Here is a 20,758-nt window from a genome sequence, read left to right on the forward strand (position 1 = left end):
GACAGTCTGCCAGTTTTTGAGACTAACGGTTTCATCGCGTCAGGTCTGCCCAAAAGCAGTCATACAAAGTGTTCCTTAAGGCGCAGTTTTGAAGGTCCACGTTCCCCACAGGCCAGGTGTCAGCTCAGCCTCGCTGGGTACATCGGAGACGATAGCCGTTGCCTTGTTGCTCCAGTAGACACGCTGCAGCGTCTGTGTTCCATCGCCGCGCAGGAGGCCAATATCCGCTCGAATGGTTTCTCCGGGAGCGGGCTTCAAACCAAGCTCCTGCAAGGGAACGGAGAGAACGTATGTTCCCGCATCGTTGCCGCTCAACGCAAGCAACTGCACCTGGCTGCTTACGTCCTGCACCGAATCCATGGTGATGGTTCGTAATGGCGAAGAGAATGAGACAGGGCTCTTTGCATCCAGTGAAACGGGGCGATACAGCATGGCTTTTGTCTGCTTATTAACCTGATATACAAGCAGCCTTTCATCCCCAGCGACGGCAGCGGTTCGTTTGGGATCTGCGCCGGGATTGTTGCCGATCATCAGATCCAGCGCACCACCACTCTTGAATGGTGCGTTGACAACGGCTGCTGAGTTGCGCAACAAGTTCGCATCTCCTGTACGGAAAACCGCATACAGGTTGCCGCCGGCGATCATAATCGAGGTCTCGGCGTCGTTTGCCAGGTGCCCAAAGCCCAATGTATTGGTGCGATGATCAATTGTGGCCCAGGAGGCATTCTTCATCAGCTCCGGCACTTCGCTCAACTGAGGCGCAGGCCCGCTGCGCATCGCCACATCCAGCGCTTTTGCTCCCTGCTCCTGCTGCCGCGCCGCCTCTCGCTGCTTGAAAAATGCCTGCGCCTGCATCAGATGCTGCGATGTTATCTGCAATGACAGGTTGGGCAAGCGGTGCACAGTATTCAGACCGTCGACACGCACCAAAGCTGTGCGGTATCCATCATCGACATATACTTTGCCATCGGATGTCTGTGTGATTGAAGGGAAGAAGTCCTCATCATGCAGCGATACCTGATTCAGGGACATGTTGCGTATGGCGCGAGGCATTGTCCATGGCTGCCCTGTACGCACATCCTGAAAAAGCTGGGTGACGAAGAACCCGTCCATCGTGAAGATATATAAATCACCCTCGTTGCTGTTAACACCCCAAAGTGTTTCAGTGCCAGGGCCGGGATGAATCGGCTCACCCAGCAGACGCGTGACACCTATCAGTTCTCCCGGATGATCGGGCACCGGAGCATCATGACTAGGATGAAGTCCGGGCCAAAGATTGGGATAGCTCCAGCGGTGATTTTGCGCATCGATGCCGCCGATCGCATCACGTGAGAATGGCTCGGGAGCTGTCGTCAGAATGACTCCTTGGGGAGAATACAAGGCTTGTCCACCACCATCGCCGAGAGGAAGCTGCGCCCCTGCGGCCAAAGTCTGGATGGAGTGCAGATCGTATATGGGAACGCCTTCAGATGTGAAGCGGGCTGGAACAAGCCGGACAGCTTTGCCGTCGAGATATGCGTCGACGATGGAAAGATCCGGCATTAAAGTGAGTGATCCAGAAAGTCCTTTTTCCATCGAAACTTCCGCGGGATCGACCTTGCCGTTGCCATTGACGTCTGACCAAGTGAAGAAAACTGCGTCTTGAGGCTTATTGCTTAACGGATTCGTTCCAGCAGGCCATAGCGACCGGAAAGAATCACTTTGCAGAAGAGGCCAGTCATTGGCCGTACCTGCAGCAGCAATCGGATATGAGGCTCCGTTTTTTATCCCGTAGAGCACTGCAATGGGCACTCCCTCGGTTCCATGTCCCAGAAATGTGTTGTGAAAGTATTGATGACCGTGTCCCTCGATCGGGGTAGAGGGATCACTATGTGCTGGGAAAGGAATTGGCCCTGACTGCGATTGATCGCGCAAATACAAAATGTCGGAAATGCTACTTGTCCCTTTGTCCCAGTCGAGTTTGAACTCCATTCCGTCGTAGTAGAACTTCGTCTTGTCGGCTGCATCCAGTGAGCCGCCACCGCCATATTCCGGTCCGCCATAGAAGGCTTTCACAAACTGCCCGTCGAGCGTCCAAATGCTCACGCGCTTGGGCTGGAAATTTTGCTCGGCAACCCAGAGATGCTGATTGCTATCGATGGTGAGGCCAAGAGGATGATTCATGTGCAGCGAATCGTAAGGGCCAACTTTTGCCGGACCGGCATGACCGATGACCAGCAGCAACTTGCCGGCGGATGAAAAGACTTTTACCTGGTTCGAATTTCCCCAGTCGCTGACGTAGATATTGTTTTGATCGTCGACCGTGATTCCATGTGGATCATCCAATCCGTCGGCCACAACAACATGCGGTTGCGCAAGAGTTGGGCTATTCGCTTTCAGCGGCATCGAAAAGCGAAGAATCTGCTTACCTGCCAGCACCAGCAGATTGCCTTGCGAGTCAAATGTGAGCCCGCGTGGATTTTGTACTTGCGATTGGCCCAGAACGTTTCCGCTGGCCGCTTCGACAAAGAAAACCTGATTGAGAAGTGGGAAGCTTACAGCCAACACGCCATTCCATGCCGCGAGCCCGCCAGCCTCGTCGGGCCACCTATCCGAGCCGCTTGGCTGGCCCGGTACAGGCTGCCCCATGTTGAAGTTGTATGCAAGAAGCGGCTTGTCGCCCTGCGCTGTTAATCCAGTCAGACGCAGCACAGCCGATTGTGTCTTTGCGGCGGATGCTCTATCGCCAAACACTGCCGCCGCGTATGCATAAAACCTGGCGTCGGCATGAGGTCCTCGATCCCGCGCGAGGAACGCTGCTCCTGTCCAGCCTCCTCCAATCCATTCCTTACCACCCTGTTTGTTACCGTTCAGATCGACCCAGGCAAACCCAGCTCCACCTTCCGCGACATAACAGCCCAGATAGACCAGAGGTTTGCCTCCGGGAGCTTTGTCCGCGGGAACAAACAGCGTTGACCACGCAGGTGTGTGTGTTGTCAGCCAACCGCCCGTACCGTCGGCTGTATCCCATGGAGGATTCCCCGGTTCATACACGGAGAATTCGTAGCTCAAATTGACGGCCTGATGTTCTATGCCGCGCACGGTGTATTGACCTGGCGCAACCAGATTCGTTGGGATGTAGTATTCTCCGTGACTGGCGGCATCCCGATCGCGCCCGGTATCACTGGAACCGTCCCACCAGACGTTATTCGAGCCTGCCGGGAAATAGGTATCGGAGACGAGGTTGCGCACACGATTGCCTGCTGCGTCGTCGATCACGAGCGAGACATAGCCTGCGGCAGGCAACGTAAACTGGACCGGGATTGGCGGATGAATAGCCGGCGGCGCACTGGATGCAATCATCGCGGGCAGTGCATTCCCGCCAAGCGGCGAGAGAGCCATCAACCCTGCCAGCCAAACACGCGTTCCGTCGTGCGTGCTTCCTTTCAGATGGGGATGATGCGATTCGTTAGTCACCTCCGTCATCCGTAAGCGGACAGCGCGAGTCGTGATGTCCGAGCCAAAATCAAACCAATCTACGCCTAGTTGCAGCGGATACTGATTACTCAGCGTGTAATGGCCCACTACTCGCCAATCCGATTCAGGAGCTCCTTCCAGCGCCACGCCGGCGGGTCCGGTAAACACCTCGACATCGGCGGCGTTGAATCCAGCCCAAAGCGTAGCCAGCCCGCGCAAAGTTACCGGATGCTGCCAGTGCAAGATAATCCACTCCGGTTGCAAAGCCGACACTGTATGCCGAAAATCCGGACCGTTATCCCATGGATGCCAATCGAATTTGTCGTTAATCAGTTTGCCGGACGCGGCATTGTTAGCGCTGACCTGGACGTTTCCAAGTGTCGCCAGATTCGCAAATCGCGTAGAGAGCACGTAAATACCGTCCATTGAGCCGGTGTATGTGGTGTCGGAAGCCGATGCCACGTGCGAAAAACGAATCGCTCGCGTTTGTGTCACTGACGGAAGCACCCATACCGTATAACCGTCGGTCGATACTTCCCCATCTGCCAGCTGTCCCTGAGAAATTCGCTGTGCAGGAAGCCACTGGCTGTCATCTGCCAGGTTACCGGGATACGGCGCTCCGGGACGCAGAACGCTCAATTGGCCACCACTCCGCACCAGCACCGATCCAATTGCAACGGGCTGTGTAAACGCCAGCCGCAGGTATCTTGGCCCCGGTTCGGCTGACGCACCATACGCCATTCCACTACTCGATGGCATGGTCGCCCGAGTCCAGACAAGCTGACGCAAAGCATTTGGGTTCTGCAGCGGCCGCTCATGGCCGTCGACCCATTCGGCGAAATGCGGCATGTCCAGACTTGCATCTGTAACGGGAGTCGCAAACGGTCCGGATTGCGGCTGTGGATCTGGAGCGGACAAAGCGGGGAGAGCGACAGCAAATAAAACAAGCGAGAAGGCAAGAAGGGAAATGCGGGGAGATAGCTTTCTCATGTTCTCTAATTGGATGCCGGAACACAGGAAATCTGCAATACCAGGTATCAACCTGATCCAATTTGGTTGCACCCATGTCATGGAAGATTGTCCAGAGCTAATTGTCAGCGATGTCGAACACGCAGATGCGCAAACCGGGTATCAACCAGAGAAAGAAGCACCGTTGCGGTTCCAGAATGCAGCACTGAAGGCATGCGATGCCTCGTAATTTTCCGTGAGATACAGATTGACGGCACGCTCATTAGCCTCGGTTACGGTCAGCGTCAGCTCCATCATGCCCAGACGGCGGAACTCGCGAGCTGCGACACGCAGCAGGTGACAGCCAAGGCCATGCTGACGCCAGGATGGATGAACGCAAACCTGAGTGATGTGTCCGCAGTAAAGACTTACACGAGAACCGAGAATGAGGGCTACCAGTTCACGACGGCGGCGGTCGTACACAACGTGCGAAGCTTGCGGAGAGAAGACGCCGCATCCGGGAAAACGAACGATGTTTTGCAGAAAACGCTGCGATCCGTGCACCGTGCGGTACTGATCGTTGATGCGGCTATCTGGATGGTCACGATAGGCTTCGGCGATGAGGCGTCCGGCTGGGTTCAGATCCTGGTCCGTCCACGGGCGGATTTCCAGTTCTGGTGGCAGGGCATCGACTGGCCCGAGCCCGCCTGATGCGAGTGACTGACGCATATACAAGCGGCGGTAGACTTCGAACCCCGAACGTCGAAGTATCTCGGAATGCTCCCCAGCCCGGTGCAGAAGAAGCTGTGATTCAATGCGATCTACTCCAGGGGAATGCAGGAGCAGTTCCAATAACCGGCTCAGCAGGCTCTCTTCCACTTCGCGGGCTGCTTCTTCGGCTTCCAGCAGGTCTTGAGACGAATCGCCTGACTGGTTGGGCAAAGCAAAAACATCGCCTATGACTGCCTTTGTATCCTCATAAACACAGAAAACATAGCCAGTTACGCGGCCATTGTCGAGCGCAACATAGCCCGGCAGCGAACGCGAATCGAGGTATTGCAGCAGAAGTTTGGCGGAGGCGAGATAATCCCAGTTCAGGCGCTGCCGCCAAACGACGCTCTCTGCCTCAAGGACGGGGCGCAGCATAGGCGATGCGAAGTGCCGCAGATCGAGAATCTCGACGGAAAGCCCTGAAGCCATACCGAGCCACACCCTTTACAGCAATAGACGATCAAGGGATCGTCAGCGCCACCCTAATTACGAAATCCCAGGACGATCGCAGCAGATTCGCGATTCTGATAAGAGAAAGAATACCGCAAAATCAGCTCGATGCCAGTTGGCAAGGTCAAGACTGAGCTCGGTTTAAGGCAGTTTTCCATCTACCTTGCGCCTTTTTATTCAGCGATATGCGGTTTTTCTTGGAAAAGGCCGCTTTACCTTCCAGATTCCGTATTGCCAGTGCGGCCCACGTCGCTATCTTGCTCCTACCAGGTACACCGTAAGCTCCTGTTCGGGAAACACGAAGAGCTGCTCATAGTGCCTGCCTTCCAAATATTCCTCTAGGGCGGCTTTAGAGCCAAGATCGACTCCACCTCTACCGGCAACGCGGACGACAAGGACATGCTGCTCATCGGGCACGCCACCTTCGTCGTAGTTCACCACTTCGTGGTTGCGGTAGAAGGCCAGGCCATACTCCACATCGCGGCGCACACGAAAGACGGCAATGGTCTCGTTGGGAGGAACCAGCGTAGCAATGCGCTCCGCCAGCGGGCGCGCGGAATAGTAGCGATCGAGCATGTCTATTGTGCGTTTGCTGGCGGCAACCCCAGGAATCCAGAAAAATGGGCCGATTCCATAGAGGAAGAGTTCAAGCACAACAACGATGCAGCAGGTGGCAACGCGAAGCCGGGCAACGCCCCACCGGTAAACGACGAGAAGAATGAGCGCCGCGGCAGAGATGGCTGAGATGCTTGCGATAACCGTCGCGTGGGTGGGTGGCATCTGCTTCGTTCCGTGAACCACGAACCACGGCAGCAACAAAACGGTTGCAGTAATAACGGCGACCAGAGTCACATGGCCTATCAATACCCAACGCTGCAGGCCGCGGGCGCGGGCGCGGAAGAGGAAGTCTCCACTGAGGATGGTAATGGGCGGCAGGGAGGGGAGGATATAGCCGGGAAGCTTGGACTGCGAAAACGAGAAGAAGACAATGGGGATCAAGGCCCACAGGACGAGGAATTCTGGAAAGGCATCGCCGGGTTGACTAACGGCACCACTGGTCTTCGGCTTACCGGGGAAGCGATGGCGGATGCGCCATTCCACAACCGAGACGTGAATGCCATCCCACATGGCACGCATTGCGACGACAGTCCATGGCATCGTGGCCAACAGGACCACGACGAGGTAGTACCAGAAGTGCTGCTGATGCTGGAAGCGGTTGGTGGCGAATCGCTCGAGATTGTGCTGAAGAAAGAATTCGTTGAAGAAGGTGGGATTCTGGTGCTGGACGGCTATAAACCACGGGAGAACAATCGCGAAATAGAGCAGGATGCCCGGCCACCAGAGGGACTTCCAGAAGATCCAGTGCTCTTTGCGCAGAAGCGCGAATGCACCGATGATGACCAATACCAGGAAGGGTGCGACCGGCCCCTTGGCCAGCGTGGCGACGGCAGTAAAAAAATAAATGTCGAAGAGCCAGAACTTGGACTTGGTCTCATACCACGCATACCAGCCGAGCAAACCTATGGAAAGCGGCGCGGCAAGCTGCATGTCCGTCGATGCGCCACGCGAAAACCCGAGAATGCCAACGCAGGCCGCGGTAATGAGCGCTGCATCGAGATGGCCTCCGGGGCGAAAACGCCGCATGTGGAGGTAGGTAAGTCCAACGAGCCAGAGGGCGAAGCTGACGGAGGGCAGGCGCGCGACCCAGTCACGCACGCCGAAATCCTTGAAGACATACATGGCGCGCCAGTAATAAAGAGCCGGCTTTTCGAGCCAGGGGCGGCCATAGAGATAGGGGGTGACGCAGGCGCTCAGCTTATCGTGCAGGGTGTGCGCCTCGTTGAACCTGTTGAGCATCTCATGCGCAATCTGCGCATAACGCGGCTCATCGGCACCCACTAGCCCCAGGCCCGCTCCCCCGAAGATGGGCGTAACGCCATAAAGGAGAAAGATTGCCATGAAGGCAAAGAGGCTGACGACCTCCCACGTGGTATCAGAGGAAGGCCACTGCTTTGGCAGCCATCTGCGCAAACCCGTAACAGGTTGAGGTAAGGGCATCTCCACTGGATTTTTATCTCAACTCGCCGACTTCAATCTATCGAACAGGCCACGTTGGAGGGAGATTGGCACGAGTCTTAGGCTACCAGATTTGCGAGACGAAACTTGTCTTTCGTATCACAGCAGTTTTAAGCCTTGTGTCCTATTTCGCGGCAGAGAGCTTCGAGAATCTCATCCGTTGCTCGCTGCATGGGGCCATCGAGAGAGCATCCAGCGGCGTTTTCATGGCCTCCGCCGCCGAGGCGCTCGGCGATTGAGGCAACATTTACCTTGCCCTTGCTGCGCAGGCTGAGGCGGATGCGGCCCTCCGGGAGTTCACGGAGAAAAACAGCGGCCTCGATGCCGGCAATGGAAAGTGCGAAGTTGACCACGCCTTCACAATCTTCTTCGGCCGCACCCGCATCGATCATGTCCTGATGTGTGACGGAGACCCAGGCAAGCGGCCCATCGCGACGCAGCGTGCTCAATGCCTTGCCCATGAGAAGGATCTTTGAAAACGGGTTAGCGAAATAAACATCGCGGGCGATGTGCACCGGATCGGCGCCCGCCTCGACCAGCTCGGCTGCAAGAGCAAACGTGCCGGGACGCAGCGTGCCATAGCAAAAGCCGCCGGTGTCGGTGAGGAGCGTGGTGTAGAGGCATGTCGCCATTTCCTGTGTCACGACACACCCTGCCGCCTTCACCAGCCGATGCACCAGCTCGCCGACTGAAGTTGCATCGAAATCGATCCAGTTCAACTCACCAAATTCCTTGCCACTGGCATGATGGTCGATGTTGATGTGGTACATGCGTTCGAGACCGCGCAGACGCGTACGCTCCAAACCGTCGCACTCCAATAGAACCACGGCGTCATAAGGTCCATGCACCCGCATCGCGTGACGAATATCCTTAGCTCCCGGCAGATTGCGATAGACAGCGGGCACGCGATCTGCCGCGACGAGATCGGCGCGCTTGCCCATCTGCCGCAAGAGCATCCCCATAGCCAGCATCGAGCCGACAGCATCGCCGTCAGGACGCGAATGCGAACAGACCAAAAACTTTTCCCCTTCGCGTAGAGCCTTGAGGATCGCCAGCATCGGAGCCGGTAGTGGCTGCGGCACAGCGGCCGCATCGACAACCTGCGGAGGCTGCATGCGGCGATGAGAAATGGGTTGAGGTGTAGCCATCAATCAGTTTGTCTCTCGGGTTACTGGCTCGGGCTGTGCAGCCGATTCAGAATTTTCTCCGCCGGCGAAACGTTGACGGCGTTTCGATCGCCCCAGTAATTCCTCTATTCGGGCATTGAATTTCTGTGTCTTGTCGATGTGAAAACTAAGATCGGGAACGCGACGCACACCCATGCGCTCCAGCAGCTCATGGCGGATATAGCCTTTTGCAGCAGTGAGTGCGGCAACAGTGGCCTTTTCAGCCTCTTCGTCTCCGTTGACAGCGATATATACCCGCGCGGATTTGTTGCCGGGGTGCATGGCAACCTCAGTTACATAGCAAACAGCGATGCGAGGATCGGAGAGCTCACCTTCCAGCATCGCGCCGATTTCTTCACGCAAAGTCTCCGCGACACGGCTGCGATGATATATGCGCGATCTTGGTTCGGCCATAGCTTTCCCTCCGAATAAACTAATTAGAATACCAGAGCGATTTTCTCTCGCCTTTCGCTACTGTGCGCTACGAGAAACCGCACGCTCAGCCCTGGTCTTTTACTGTCTGTTTTCTGGCAGTTGTAATCACGATCACGCTGATTAACACGCATACGGTACCCAGAATGGTTCGAAGACCCAGCGGCTCACCACCCAGGAAATATCCCACAATCACGGCAACAACCGGGTTGACATAAGCGTATGTGCCCACCTTTGTAGGCGACTCGTGGTGGATAAGCCAGAGATAGGCCGTGAAACCGATGATGGAACCGAAGACAATCAGATATAGCAGTGCAACCCATGCAGCCGGAGCGACACTCGCGAGATGGAACCGCTGGAATTCGCCTGCCAGGGCCGCAGGTACCATCAGCATCACGCCACCAGCCAGCATCTGTGTTCCAGAGCTCATGACTTTGGAGGCTGGCAGCGGCAGGCGGCGCGTGAGTACCGATGCAATGGACCAGCTTATAGCCGCGAGAATGAGTGCTCCCGCTCCGGCAGCATCTACCGGTGCGCCGCTGAGGCCGAGCGATCGGACGGTGAGAACACACACTCCAATGATCCCGATCAACAACGCCAGGGCCAAGCGCACGGTAAGCCGCTGCGTACGCAGAATGAATATCTCAGCCAAAGCCATAAAGGCCGGGATCGTAGCAAGCACTACCGCGGCTATCCCAGACGCGACACGCTGCTCTGCCCAGAAGAGCAGGCCGTAATCCATAACGAAGATCATGGACGCCAGCAGCAAAATCGACGGCCATTCGCGTCTGCAGGGCGCTGGTTCACGCTTGATTCCAGCCCAGAGCAGCAGCCCCAACCCGGCAACGAAGAAGCGCAGAGCGGCCAGCAGGAACGGAGGAACCTGCTCAACGCCGACGCGGATAGCAAAGAATGTTGAGCCCCAGACGAAATAAATGATGGCAAAGGCCGTCAATGTCTTCCAGAGTGGGCGGCTCGGGTCATGCGTCATGCTCAATACCCTGATGCAGCGTTAGCAAGCAGATGCGGGGCCAGGATTCGGAGATGCAGTTCTTGTTCGAAGCTCCGGCGCGTTCAGATCTCGAGAAAATCCCACCAGGCATCGGCGACCTCGGCGCCAAGATCGCGGACTATTCGAGACGCCGCCTTCTCAACCTCGGCCATCTGCCCCTGCAGATAATCGCGGGAATGCGAGATGGCAGCGATGCCAATGGTGGCGCTCTGCCAGGTAACGGCTTCGTCGAGTTCGGCGACGGAAATGTTGAATCCCTGGCGAAGCTGGTCTTTGAGCGAGCGCACCACCTGTCGGCGATCCTTGAGCGAGTGCGCGTACTCGATGCGGAGTTCGAGAGTAAGCTGGGCTACGGGCATGGATTCAAATGCGCTTATGAGAACTGCGCGAGTTGTTCTGAGGTTGGTTTGGGCGTAATGAGACTCACCACGATCATGACGGCAACTGCCGCGATCAGCGCGGGAAAGATTGCGTCACGCTCGGCCAGGATCGGCGGGAAAAGATGCTTGACGGCTGGCATATCCCATGTGAGGGTAACGGCGGTCCCGGTAGCGATTGCGGCCACTGCTCCCCACGCTGTGACACGCTTTGAATAAAACGCAGCGAGGATCACGGGCGTGAGAGCCGCTGAATAAACGGTATAGGCATAGAGCATCTTTTCGAGGATGCTCTCGGCGTAGAGCGCCTGATAGAGGGCCCAGCAGCCGAGCAGGACAACCGTGAGGCGCGAGACGATGAGGACACGCTTGTGGCTGGCCTCGGGCGAGATGTAGCGAACGTAGATGTCGTTAACGAGATTGGTCGCGGGCGAGAAGAGAAAGTTCGATGCCGTGGAGATGACCTTGGCAAAGACCGCGGCGAGCAGCAGTGCGCCCATAAAGGCCGGCAATCCATGACGTGCCGTGTAGGGGATAATTTCGCGCGGATGCTGGGCTACTTCTCCGGTCTGGAACATCGCCGAACCGGCGACCGCGATGATGATGATGACGGTTTCGAGCAACAGCGTACCGATGATCCAGCCGACAACGGCTTTGCGCGCATCGCCTTCGCTCTTTGCCGCGAAGAATTTCTGATACATCGCCTGGTTGCCGAGCATGAGCAGCAGCGTCGGTACGAGGAACTCCATGGCGCGAAGGAAGCTGAGATTGCCAAGCACCTGGAAGTGTGTTGCGGGCAGCACTGCTTCCATGCCGGACCATCCGCCTGCGCGTGAAACCAGATAGGGCGCGGCGATGACGCAGATGACGGTGACGATGGAGCCAATGATGAGGTCGGAATATGCCACAGAGGACATACCTGCGAGCGCGGTGAGGATGATGACGAAGCCAGCGATCAGATAGGTACCGAGCGCGGGTGAAACGACATCAGGAAAGATCAGATGCAGCACGTCGCCGCCGCCTCGGAACTGATAACTGGTGATGCCGGTGTAGGCGAAGAGGATGGCTATGGCCCCCAGGACGCGCGCGGTCTGGTTATAGCGGGCTTCGAGAAGATCGGGAATAGTAAATTGAGCAAATTTCCGTGCTCTTGGCGCAATGAAGTATATGAGCAGCAGTCCGAGCCATCCTCCGGCCGGCTGCCAGAGTGCGGCCATGCCGTTGCGGTAGGCATTTTCTGCTCCCGCGAAGAGAGAGCCGGCGCCGATCCAGGAGCTGAGCAGTGTGAAGACGAGGACGATTGCGGGCAGCGTGCGTCCGGCGACGAGATAGTCGGCCTTGGTTTTAACCGTGAATGCGCGATAGACCGAAACGGCCATCAACGCGACCGCAATGATTACCAGCAATACGACGTAAAGCGACGACATTAACCGCAGTTCCCTTCCCTGACTCGTTGGAAGACAGAGTAATGCGAGTGTAACGGATCGGGCCGCGGCCTAACCCTGAGGCCGTTGAGACGGAATCTCAGGCAGGAGTTCCGGGGAGGGACAGCATGTACTATCCGCTTATTCAGAATATGACTTGGACAGAGCAACTGTTGTGCTTTGGCATTATCGTTGCGATCTTTCTTTTTATCCTTATTCGCATCATCTACCGCACACGCTCGATGAAGCGCTTCGCCACGGAACGACAATTCCGCTGGCTGGGCAAGGAACTGCCGGATGGCATGCATCTGAGGAAGAGTTCTTTCGCCTGGCGCGATACGAAGATCACAAACAGCGTGGTAGGGTCGCTGCGAGGAAATGAGATTGCGGTGCTCGATGTTGCGTACGATCTGCCTAAGGAAGGTGGACGGCAGGCGCGAACAGTGAATCAGACTGTGGTGGCCTTTCGCAACGCGGGCGATCTGCGCTGCTCAGACACACCGTCTACGGGCGGGCGCAAGTTCCATCTTGAGGTGGCTGGCGACTGGATCATAGCTTATACCGAAGGCAAGCTGATTGCCGTGTCGAAGCTGGATGAGAAATGCCTTGAGATATACGCGCAGGCAGTGGTGCTGATTCAGAGGCTGCCTGCGCTCAGGAATGCTTGAGCGGCGCGAACGAAGGATGTTCTTTTTCTGGCGCCAGGCTTGCATAAGGGAGACTTGCTGATTGTCGCAAGCCCGAGCCTTGGTTGATACCTAGCATCGCCGCAAAGGCGGTGCTGAGCGCTTCGTCTTCTTACTCTCGAAGAGGCGAGTAGTATGCCCATGCCGAATTCGCATGCAGGATACGATTCGCCGGTGGCGCAGCATTGATCAGCTTCCTTCGCGCGCCCATCCAGTGACTCAGGTGTGGTGACTAATTTCTTCTTGCGCAGTCTTCGTGGTCCGTCATACCCTCGCATCCAACCAATTCGTTGGTCCTAACGCGTCAAATACAATCTTGCGCGGAATGATCAATTACAGAGGACAATTCCCCCCAGATCAAATAACGAACCCAAACATATAAGGAGAACGCACACATGGGTCATGGGCTTATCGCTTGGATTTTCATCGGAATCGTCGCGGGCTGGCTTACCGGCAAGCTGATGAAAGGTTCTGGCTTTGGCGTATTTATGGACATGGTTGTTGGTCTTGTCGGAGCACTGGTAGGAGGGTTTCTCTCAAGGCATTTAGGCTTCGGTGGCGTAGGGCAGCATGGCCTTATCGGAAGTATCGTCATTGCGGTTATCGGTGCCGTCGTTCTCACGCTGATCATCCGGCTCATCTCGGGCAACAGATCGGCAAACCTGTAACCTTTCGATACGCGCGGGGCTGATCCATAGCCCCGCATTCGAGCCCCGCATTCGAGTGAGCTAACTACAGGTGAGGCAGCCGCTCCTGTAGGTCGGCAGGGCTGATGCCGCGCACAAGGAGAACTTTGTTCCGGGAGAGTTCGCCCGAGAACACAGTTACGGAGGATTTTGGGAGTTTGAGTAACGACGCGAAGAACGCAATCAACGCATCATTGGCGCGGCCTTCGACAGGCGGAGCCTGCACCGCAACTTTGAGGACGATCTGATCGTCCTGGCCGTGGATGCCTAGGATCTCGGTCTTCTTAGCGCCGGGCTGTACTCGAACAGTGATGGTGCAGCCCTGTGCATGTTTACGTAGAGCCGCGGCTATCCGGGCTTCGGTCATTTCTGATAGCCGGGACGTGTGCCGAAGAGTGCTGTACCGACACGGATGCGCGTCGCTCCCTCGGCGATAGCGAGCGCGTAATCGCCGCTCATGCCCATCGAGAGCACAGGGAAGTTTAAGCGCGGGTAGGTTGCTGCGAGCCGGTCGCAAAGTTGGCGCAGATGACGAAAGCAGGCGCGGGTTTCGTCTTCACGAACATCGAGCGGAGCGATGGTCATGAGGCCTTCGGTTTCGAGGTTGGCGAGATCGGGCAGCTTTTCGAGCAGCTCGCTCAACTCGGGCGAGTCAGGTGCGAGGCCAGCTTTGGTCTCTTCTGTGCTGAGCTTGATTTCGATCAGGACTGGTAGCTTCTTGCCAAGTTTTGCGGCGGCTTCGTTGAGACGCTCGGCGAGCTTGAGCGAATCGACTGAGTCGACAGCGTCGAAGACTTCGGCGGCTTTAGTAGCTTTGTTCGATTGCAGGTGGCCGATGAGGTGAACACGGACGGCCTGACGCGCGGGCATTGCTGCTCCAGGAATCGAAGCCAGCGAGAGATCGACGGATTTGGAGGTGAACTCCTGCACGCGGTTTTCGCCGAAGACGTAGAGGCCGAGGCTGGCGGCCTCAAGAATGGCGGAGGCCGGGTGGTTTTTTGACACGGCCATCAGCTCTACATCTTCGCGCTGTCTGCCTGCGGCGTGACACGCGGCTGAGATGGACTCCTCAAGCCGCGCGTGTCTTTCTTCGAATTCGGACATTGCCTCAGTGACCGTGCTCTTCGAGATACTTCTCTGCCTCAAGAGCAGCCATGCAGCCGGTGCCAGCGGCGGTGATGGCCTGGCGGTAGCGGCGGTCCTGCACGTCTCCGCAGGCAAAGATGCCGGGAACGCGGGTCATGACATTGTCTTTGGTGACGATGTAGCCCTCGTCGTCGAGATCGATCTGGCCATGGAACATCTTGGCATTGGGTTCGTGGCCGATGCCGAGGAAGAATCCGGTGACGGGAAGGACCGACTTCTCGTTGGTCTTGATGTTGCGGATGTGCAGGCCGCGGACGGACTTCTCTTCGACGCCGAGCACTTCGTCAACGACGGTATTGGTGACAATCTCGATCTTGGGATGAGCGATGACGCGCTCAAGCATTACCTTGGAGGCGCGGAAGCTTTCGCGACGATGGATGAGATAGACCTTGGTGGCGAAGCGAGTGAGGAATAGCGCTTCCTCCATGGCGGTGTCGCCGCCGCCGACTACGGCAATGTCGTGACCTGAGAAGAAGAATCCATCGCAGGTGGCGCAGCTTGAGACGCCATGGCCGATCAGGGCCTGTTCACTAGGCAGACCGAGCCAGCGCGCGCTGGCGCCTGAGGCAATGATGAGCGTCCGGGTGTGAATCTCGCCCTGAGAGGTCTTGAGCTTGAAGGGATGCGACTTGAGGTCGACGGAAACCAGGTGGCTCAGCTTGAATTCAGCACCGAAGCGCGCAGCCTGTTTCTTCATGTTTTCAATGAGTTCCGGCCCCTGGATGCCCTCTGGCCAACCGGGAAAGTTCTCAACCAGCGTGGTGATGGAGAGCTGGCCGCCGGGCTCGTGGCCCTCAAGAACAAGGGGTTTCAGGTTGGCGCGTGCGGTGTAGATAGCAGCGGTGAGGCCGGCGCAGCCGGAGCCGAGAATAACTGTGTCGCGAATCTCTTCCATGATATGTACCTTGACGATTGTAACGGAGCCTTTCTGCGGGGCGCATCCGTTAAACCAACCGGCTTATCCATCGGTTCGACTGGGACCGAGGTAAGACGGCGTCTGGTGTATGCCTCCTGACAATGGATGCGCGGGAATCGCATTCGGCTCAAAGCGAAGATAAACCGGCTGTAAGATAGAGCGTATGGCCAACCTGACGCTGATATACGGATTGCGGCTGCTCCCTGAGGGAGAAGTGACTGAGGTAAAAGACGCGGTGTTACAGCTTGCCAACGGACATGAGGCGCGGGTCACGATGCATGTGCTGGAGGGCTCGCGCGAGGAGATCGAGCGGCAGCTCAAGATGAGCCTAGATGCTTTCTTCGATTTCTACCCCGAAATTTAGAGATCTCTGACCCCGGCACGTTAAAACCACCCTAGAAATCTCTGATCTTACGCATGAATTCTGGCCCTGCTCCTGCATGCGAGGCAGTGGATGCCAGCGCGTTCTGTGCGGTTAATTGAGCCGGAGCGAACGCTGGATTTGTTCCCTGCGGAGCAATTGGGTGGGTTTGGCTTTCAGGATAGGCAGGAAGGTTATCGGACGCGGGTGCGTGCTCGCGCTGGGCATCCATGCGTTGGCTATTTGCGTCTGCTTTTCCGCCGGTCTGGAAGATGCCTTTGCCGGAGGGCCGAAGTATGTGGCGGGAGCTACTTATTTCAACGCGGCCGTGATGGGCCAGCCCGTTGTCTGGGCCAACGGACGGCTGCACTACTTTGTGGACCAGGGCTCGCTGGGTCCATTGTTGAATGCGCAGGCCGTGGCGATGGTGGATGCTGCGGCGGCGGTGTGGAATGCGGTGCCGACGGCAGCTGTCCAGCTCACCGATGCGGGATCTCTGGCAGAAGACGTAAATGGCGGCAATGTCGTGGCCGGAAATGGGGTGCTGGATGCGCCGAACGATGTTGTGCCCGATGCGACAGCGACACCTGTTGCCGTGATCTTCGATTCGGATGGAGCGGTGATCGATGCACTGGAAGGATCGGGAGCGAGCGATCCGACATCTTGCCAGCTCAATGGGGTACTTTACTGGATCGACAACATGACAACCAACGCCAATTTTGCGCACGGCGTGATTGTGGTGAATGGCCGCTGTGCTACGTCGGCGAGCCTGCTGCAAATGATGAGCTATCAGTTGGAGCGGGCCTTCGGGCGCATCCTGGGGTTGGATTATTCGCAGGTGAACGACGATGCACTGAAGAACAGCAGCGAAACGAACGGTCCACTGGGCTGGCCGATCATGGAGCCGGCGAACTATGAATGCGGCGAGACGGGTGGAAGCTGCATACCGAATCCGACGCAGATTCGGTATGACGATGTAGCTGCGGCGAGCCGGATGTATCCGGTGACTGCGTCGAATCTGGCGAACTTTCCGGGAAAGCAGCTTACCGCTGCCAATACGGTATCGATTCAGGGAACGATCAGCTTTCGCAATGCGCAGGGGATGCAGGGCGTGAATGTGGTAGCGCGGCCGCTGGATGCGAATGGGAATCCGCTGTACCAGTACACGGTGACGTTTGTTTCGGGTGCGTATTTCACGGGAAATCATGGAAATGAGATCACCGGGTATGTGGATACGCAAGGGAATCGGTATGACCGCTTTGGCAGCAGCAATACTTCGATGCAAGGATACTTTGACCTGAGTGCGATTCCGCTGCCGCCAGGCGTGACCACGGCAAACTATCAGGTGACCTTCGAAGCTGTGAATCCGCAATATGCGAATAGCGAGTCGGTTGGGCCGTATGTACTCGGTTCGCCTGCACCATCGGGCACGATGACGACGATAACGTTGACAGGCCTGACGGCGGGCGGCAGCAAACAGCTTGCGATTATGGTGGCAAATTCGGCTGGTGAGACCACGCCAATCCGGATTCCGGTGGGACCAAATCCAAGACCGGACATGATTATGGAACCGGAATTCCGTCTGGTGATGCAGCCGGGCTCCGGCGCTTCTAGTGGATCAGATCTGCGCACGGCGATCAGCCCGGTACGTATACCGGCGGCACTTGGGACAGAGGCTGATCCAGAGCCTTTGCCTCCGTCCGGCGAGTGGACCAGCACCCTCAACAAAATTGGCGGAGGGGGCTGGTATTCGTTTCCGGTGCAGGCAAACCGGGTCTTCACTGTTGTGACGCAAGCTCTCGATGAGACCGGCACGCCGAGTTCAGTGAAGGCCATGCCCAGCATCGGAGTGTGGGATGCTTTTGCTGCGATCGGCTCGGCTCCAGCAGCGTTCGCCTCTGCTGCAAATGGCGTGGCTACGGGCGAAACGTGGCTGCAGGTTTCGAGCGCTGCAGCCGATACGGTGCGGTTGGGCATTCAGGATGCTCGCGGGGATGGGCGCTCAGACTACGCCTATCATGGCTGGGTTTTGTATGCGGATTCAGTGTCTCCAGAGCGGCTGCCTGCTGCGGGAGGAGCGTTTGTCATTAGCGGCATGGGATTTCGCACTGGAGACACGGTTTTTGTTGGAGGGGCCAATGCACAGGTAACGAGCATTTTGCCGAACGAGATTACCGCGATTGCTCCAGCAGCGGGAGCCGGAATTTCCAGTTCGCAGGATGTAACCGTCAACGATCTTCCCGGCTTTAATGCGACGGCCGTGATTCCAGGCGGAATTAGTTACGATGCAGTAGCGGGGGATGCTTTAAGCATCGTTGCGGCTCCGGCAAATCAAGTGCCTCTGAATGTGCCGCAGCCTTTCACGGTGAAGGCTGTTGGCTCGGATGGGACGCCTGGGGGCGGAGTTACCGTGACGTACGCGATTGCGTCCGGAGCGGCTTCGCTTGGGTGTGGGCAGACCGTTTGCAGTGTGGTCACCTCAGGCGATGGAACGGCGACGCTGCAGATAGCGGCGACAAGCACCGCGATTGCGATTGTCACCGCTTCACTGATCAATGGAGCCAGCGTGCAGGCGCACTTTTATGGCGGGCCCGCGGCAACGATAAGCGTGCTGACGCCCACGCTGTATCTGGCAGCGGGCGCAACGATGCAATGGCCCGTGCAGGCGCTGGTGCTGAACAACGGGATTCCGGTTGCGGGGCAGAGTGTGAGCTGGCAATCGGTAAGTGGCATCGCTGCGCCGGGCACAGCGTCTTTGACTAATTCCTCCGGCATTGCCTCTGCGACGCTGACGGTGGGACCGTTGGCGGAAGGAGCTACGGCAACCTCGAATGCGTGCGTGGCTGGCACGACGAGTTGCGTGGGTTTTGGTGTATTTGGCTCGCGGCCTGAGTTTGGATCTCTGATCGCTGTTTCGGGGACCGATCAGAGCATGGCTTCCGGCGCTACTCCCGTGCAGGTGGTGTTACGGGCTCTGGACATGGACGGCAATGCCATGGCGGGCGCAACAGTGAACGTTACACAGGCACTCTACGCGTGGGCTCCGCAATGTTCCGCACATGGCCGATGCGTTCAGGCTCCTTTGCTCGTAACACAAAGCTCGACTTTGACGTCTGCTCTGGATGGTTTTGTGTCGATTACTCCGTTGACTCGCTCAGGGGTTGCGACAAAACTGCTCGGTCTCGCGACGACGGGAAATTCAGCGAGCCTGATGTTCAGTGTTGAGCAGCATCCATGATGCGCGATGGATTCTTGTCTTCAATTTCTGGGTTCGATTATGGTCGATGGGATTGGCGTTCAACCGCTCAAAGGCGGCTGAAGATATTTCTCACACGCAGCAGATGCCGTTTATCAAGACCTATGACTCGTTTTCAGGCTTCGCCGCATCAGAAACTGTGAGGACTGGAAATGAACGAGACCAACACTTCTCCGTGGGCTGCACAAACCGGTGGCCGCAGACCTCGGGTGGCTGTGGTCGGCGGCGGTTTCGCCGGCATCAATGCGGCAATGGAATTGGGTAAGTTAGCAGTGGATGTGACGCTGATCGATCGCCGCAACCATCACACGTTTCAGCCGCTGCTATACCAGGTCGCTCTCGCGGTGCTGTCACCTGCGCAGATAGCGCAGCCGATCCGAGGCATTCTGAAAAACTTCAATAATACTCAGGTTCTGATGGATGAGGTGACGGGAATCGATTCTTCGGAACACGAGTTGCAGCTCGCCAGTGGAACGACGATCCAATACGACTACCTGATTCTGGCGACGGGTGCAACGCATTCTTATTTTGGTCATGAGGAGTGGGCGAAGAGTGCGCCGGGACTGAAGTCGATAGAGGATGCGCTTGAGATTCGCCGCAGGGTCTTGCTGGCGTTTGAATTGGCAGAACGGCACATGCTGGAACATGGGTGGCATCCGCCCTTGAATTTTGTGGTGATCGGCGGTGGCCCGACGGGAGTTGAGCTGGCTGGGGCGATTTCGGATATCGCGCGGCTGTACCTGCGGCATGACTTCCGCAAGATTCAGCCGAGCGAGGCGCGGGTGTTGCTGGTCGAAGGATCGCCGCGAGTGCTGGCGACGTTTCCGGAGGATTTATCTGAAAAAGCGCTGAAGCAACTGAAAGACATCGGCGTCGAGGTATGGAATAACAAGCAGGTGACGGAGGTTGGCCCCGGCTACGTAAAGGTCGGGGATGAGCGCGTTGAGGCCGCGGTTATTTTGTGGGCCGCAGGAGTAGCTGCATCACCGCTAGGGAGGATGCTGGGAGCACCGGTGAGCAAGCGCGGCACGGTCATTGTCGACAGATTCCTCAATCCGACAGATATGCCGGAGGTATTTGTCTGCGGAGATCTGGCTTATTTCGAGCAGGATGGGCATCCGGTGCCGGGAGTGGCGCAACCTGCGATGCAGATGGGGCGGCATGCGGCGCGAATGATTGCCGCTGACCTAGCGGGCAAGCCTCGCACCGGTTTTCGCTATTTCGACAAAGGGGATATGGCAACGATTGGACGGCTGGCGGCCGTGGCGAAGATCGAATGGCCGTTTAAGGCTCACTGGGGCGGATTCATGGCCTGGATCACCTGGTCGGTCATCCACATCTATTTCCTGATCGGCTTCCGCAACCGCCTGCAACTTTTCTGGTCCTGGACGTGGACGTTCTTCACCTTTACCGATAGCGCCCGGCTGATCACCGGAGATCAAAGGCTGCCGGGTTGGGAGGATGCAACTCACGGGTCGGCGCATGATCCCGAAAATCCCGTTCCGGGGCAAATTCCGGGAGTGGAGCCGGTTGGGATGGCGGCTGCCGAGGCACGCCAGCGCAGATAACACCCGGTCTAGTAATCTGGTAAGACC

16 protein-coding genes are annotated in these 20,758 nt (G+C 57.2%); 5 read left to right on the forward strand and 11 right to left on the reverse strand.

The window, feature by feature from the left end:
* Positions 1 to 75: 75 nt before the first annotated feature.
* The 8 genes from OHL22_RS09490 to OHL22_RS09525 all read right to left on the reverse strand — a co-directional run bounded on the left by OHL22_RS09490 (position 76) and on the right by OHL22_RS09525 (position 12,115).
* Complete coding sequence (locus tag OHL22_RS09490; protein ID WP_263336062.1) at positions 76 to 4,446, reverse strand: hypothetical protein; 4,371 nt, start codon at positions 4,444 to 4,446, stop codon at positions 76 to 78.
* 141 nt (positions 4,447 to 4,587) lie between these two features.
* On the reverse strand, positions 4,588 to 5,604 hold the full coding sequence (locus OHL22_RS09495; RefSeq protein ID WP_263336065.1) for a GNAT family N-acetyltransferase: 1,017 nt from the start codon (positions 5,602 to 5,604) through the stop codon (positions 4,588 to 4,590).
* 273 nt (positions 5,605 to 5,877) lie between these two features.
* On the reverse strand, positions 5,878 to 7,584 hold the full coding sequence (locus OHL22_RS09500; RefSeq protein ID WP_263336069.1) for an ArnT family glycosyltransferase: 1,707 nt from the start codon (positions 7,582 to 7,584) through the stop codon (positions 5,878 to 5,880).
* A gap of 227 nt (positions 7,585 to 7,811) precedes the next feature.
* Positions 7,812 to 8,849, reverse strand: a complete 1,038-nt coding sequence (locus OHL22_RS09505) for a DHH family phosphoesterase (RefSeq protein ID WP_263336072.1) — start codon at positions 8,847 to 8,849, stop codon at positions 7,812 to 7,814.
* Between the two features lie 3 nt (positions 8,850 to 8,852).
* Positions 8,853 to 9,281, reverse strand: coding sequence for a 30S ribosome-binding factor RbfA (gene rbfA, locus OHL22_RS09510; protein ID WP_263336076.1), 429 nt, complete (start codon positions 9,279 to 9,281; stop codon positions 8,853 to 8,855).
* 85 nt (positions 9,282 to 9,366) lie between these two features.
* Positions 9,367 to 10,290, reverse strand: coding sequence for an EamA family transporter (locus OHL22_RS09515; protein ID WP_263336081.1), 924 nt, complete (start codon positions 10,288 to 10,290; stop codon positions 9,367 to 9,369).
* Between the two features lie 83 nt (positions 10,291 to 10,373).
* Positions 10,374 to 10,670 (reverse strand): DUF503 domain-containing protein, encoded by a 297-nt coding sequence (locus OHL22_RS09520; RefSeq protein ID WP_263336085.1) that lies wholly within the window; start codon positions 10,668 to 10,670, stop codon positions 10,374 to 10,376.
* 14 nt (positions 10,671 to 10,684) lie between these two features.
* Positions 10,685 to 12,115: a sodium:solute symporter family protein gene (locus OHL22_RS09525; RefSeq protein ID WP_263336087.1), complete on the reverse strand. Its 1,431-nt coding sequence runs from the start codon at positions 12,113 to 12,115 to the stop codon at positions 10,685 to 10,687.
* A gap of 125 nt (positions 12,116 to 12,240) precedes the next feature.
* On the opposite strand from OHL22_RS09525, the gene OHL22_RS09530 reads away from it, so the two are divergent.
* Both OHL22_RS09530 and OHL22_RS09535 read left to right on the forward strand, forming a co-directional pair.
* Positions 12,241 to 12,780 carry a hypothetical protein gene (locus OHL22_RS09530; protein ID WP_263336090.1) on the forward strand — a complete coding sequence of 180 codons (540 nt, stop codon included), beginning with the start codon at positions 12,241 to 12,243 and terminating at the stop codon, positions 12,778 to 12,780.
* A gap of 413 nt (positions 12,781 to 13,193) precedes the next feature.
* Complete coding sequence (locus tag OHL22_RS09535) at positions 13,194 to 13,466, forward strand: GlsB/YeaQ/YmgE family stress response membrane protein (protein WP_263336093.1); 273 nt, start codon at positions 13,194 to 13,196, stop codon at positions 13,464 to 13,466.
* A 64-nt stretch (positions 13,467 to 13,530) separates the two neighbouring features.
* Here OHL22_RS09535 and OHL22_RS09540 read toward each other — a convergent pair whose 3' ends face one another.
* Genes OHL22_RS09540 through trxB form a run of 3 tightly spaced genes read right to left on the reverse strand, consistent with a single transcriptional unit; the run spans position 13,531 to position 15,525 of the window.
* Positions 13,531 to 13,851, reverse strand: a complete 321-nt coding sequence (locus OHL22_RS09540; protein WP_263336096.1) for a DUF167 domain-containing protein — start codon at positions 13,849 to 13,851, stop codon at positions 13,531 to 13,533.
* Positions 13,848 to 14,588 (reverse strand): YggS family pyridoxal phosphate-dependent enzyme, encoded by a 741-nt coding sequence (locus tag OHL22_RS09545; protein ID WP_263336099.1) that lies wholly within the window; start codon positions 14,586 to 14,588, stop codon positions 13,848 to 13,850. Before OHL22_RS09545 ends, OHL22_RS09540 begins: the two co-directional genes overlap by 4 nt.
* Positions 14,589 to 14,592: 4 nt before the next feature.
* Positions 14,593 to 15,525 carry a thioredoxin-disulfide reductase gene (gene trxB, locus OHL22_RS09550; protein WP_263336102.1) on the reverse strand — a complete coding sequence of 311 codons (933 nt, stop codon included), beginning with the start codon at positions 15,523 to 15,525 and terminating at the stop codon, positions 14,593 to 14,595.
* Positions 15,526 to 15,709: 184 nt separating this feature from the next.
* On the opposite strand from trxB, the gene OHL22_RS09555 reads away from it, so the two are divergent.
* The 3 genes from OHL22_RS09555 (at position 15,710) to OHL22_RS09565 (ending at position 20,731) form a co-directional block, all read left to right on the forward strand.
* Complete coding sequence (locus OHL22_RS09555) at positions 15,710 to 15,910, forward strand: allantoinase (RefSeq protein ID WP_263336106.1); 201 nt, start codon at positions 15,710 to 15,712, stop codon at positions 15,908 to 15,910.
* 166 nt (positions 15,911 to 16,076) lie between these two features.
* A complete protein-coding gene (locus tag OHL22_RS09560; RefSeq protein ID WP_263336108.1) occupies positions 16,077 to 19,145 on the forward strand; it encodes an Ig-like domain-containing protein in 3,069 nt (1,022 codons plus the stop codon).
* Between the two features lie 170 nt (positions 19,146 to 19,315).
* Positions 19,316 to 20,731, forward strand: coding sequence for an NAD(P)/FAD-dependent oxidoreductase (locus OHL22_RS09565; RefSeq protein WP_263336112.1), 1,416 nt, complete (start codon positions 19,316 to 19,318; stop codon positions 20,729 to 20,731).
* Positions 20,732 to 20,758: the final 27 nt, after the last annotated feature.

It is taken from the genome of Acidicapsa dinghuensis, from assembly GCF_025685685.1.
Taxonomy (GTDB): domain Bacteria; phylum Acidobacteriota; class Terriglobia; order Terriglobales; family Acidobacteriaceae; genus Acidicapsa; species Acidicapsa dinghuensis.

Excerpts from the sequence above, each read along its gene's own strand:
- OHL22_RS09505 (WP_263336072.1), bottom strand. The coding sequence starts at position 8,849 with ATGGCTACACCTCAACCCATTTCTCATCGCCGCATGCAGCCTCCGCAG.
- OHL22_RS09535 (WP_263336093.1), top strand. The coding sequence starts at position 13,194 with ATGGGTCATGGGCTTATCGCTTGGATTTTCATCGGAATCGTCGCGGGC.
- OHL22_RS09490 (WP_263336062.1), bottom strand. The coding sequence starts at position 4,446 with ATGAGAAAGCTATCTCCCCGCATTTCCCTTCTTGCCTTCTCGCTTGTT.
- rbfA (WP_263336076.1), bottom strand. The coding sequence starts at position 9,281 with ATGGCCGAACCAAGATCGCGCATATATCATCGCAGCCGTGTCGCGGAG.
- OHL22_RS09500 (WP_263336069.1), bottom strand. The coding sequence starts at position 7,584 with ATGGCAATCTTTCTCCTTTATGGCGTTACGCCCATCTTCGGGGGAGCG.
- OHL22_RS09495 (WP_263336065.1), bottom strand. The coding sequence starts at position 5,604 with ATGGCTTCAGGGCTTTCCGTCGAGATTCTCGATCTGCGGCACTTCGCA.
- OHL22_RS09555 (WP_263336106.1), top strand. The coding sequence starts at position 15,710 with ATGGCCAACCTGACGCTGATATACGGATTGCGGCTGCTCCCTGAGGGA.
- OHL22_RS09530 (WP_263336090.1), top strand. The coding sequence starts at position 12,241 with ATGTACTATCCGCTTATTCAGAATATGACTTGGACAGAGCAACTGTTG.
- OHL22_RS09540 (WP_263336096.1), bottom strand. The coding sequence starts at position 13,851 with ATGACCGAAGCCCGGATAGCCGCGGCTCTACGTAAACATGCACAGGGC.
- OHL22_RS09520 (WP_263336085.1), bottom strand. The coding sequence starts at position 10,670 with ATGCCCGTAGCCCAGCTTACTCTCGAACTCCGCATCGAGTACGCGCAC.
- OHL22_RS09545 (WP_263336099.1), bottom strand. The coding sequence starts at position 14,588 with ATGTCCGAATTCGAAGAAAGACACGCGCGGCTTGAGGAGTCCATCTCA.
- OHL22_RS09565 (WP_263336112.1), top strand. The coding sequence starts at position 19,316 with ATGAACGAGACCAACACTTCTCCGTGGGCTGCACAAACCGGTGGCCGC.
- OHL22_RS09525 (WP_263336087.1), bottom strand. The coding sequence starts at position 12,115 with ATGTCGTCGCTTTACGTCGTATTGCTGGTAATCATTGCGGTCGCGTTG.
- OHL22_RS09515 (WP_263336081.1), bottom strand. The coding sequence starts at position 10,290 with ATGACGCATGACCCGAGCCGCCCACTCTGGAAGACATTGACGGCCTTT.
- trxB (WP_263336102.1), bottom strand. The coding sequence starts at position 15,525 with ATGGAAGAGATTCGCGACACAGTTATTCTCGGCTCCGGCTGCGCCGGC.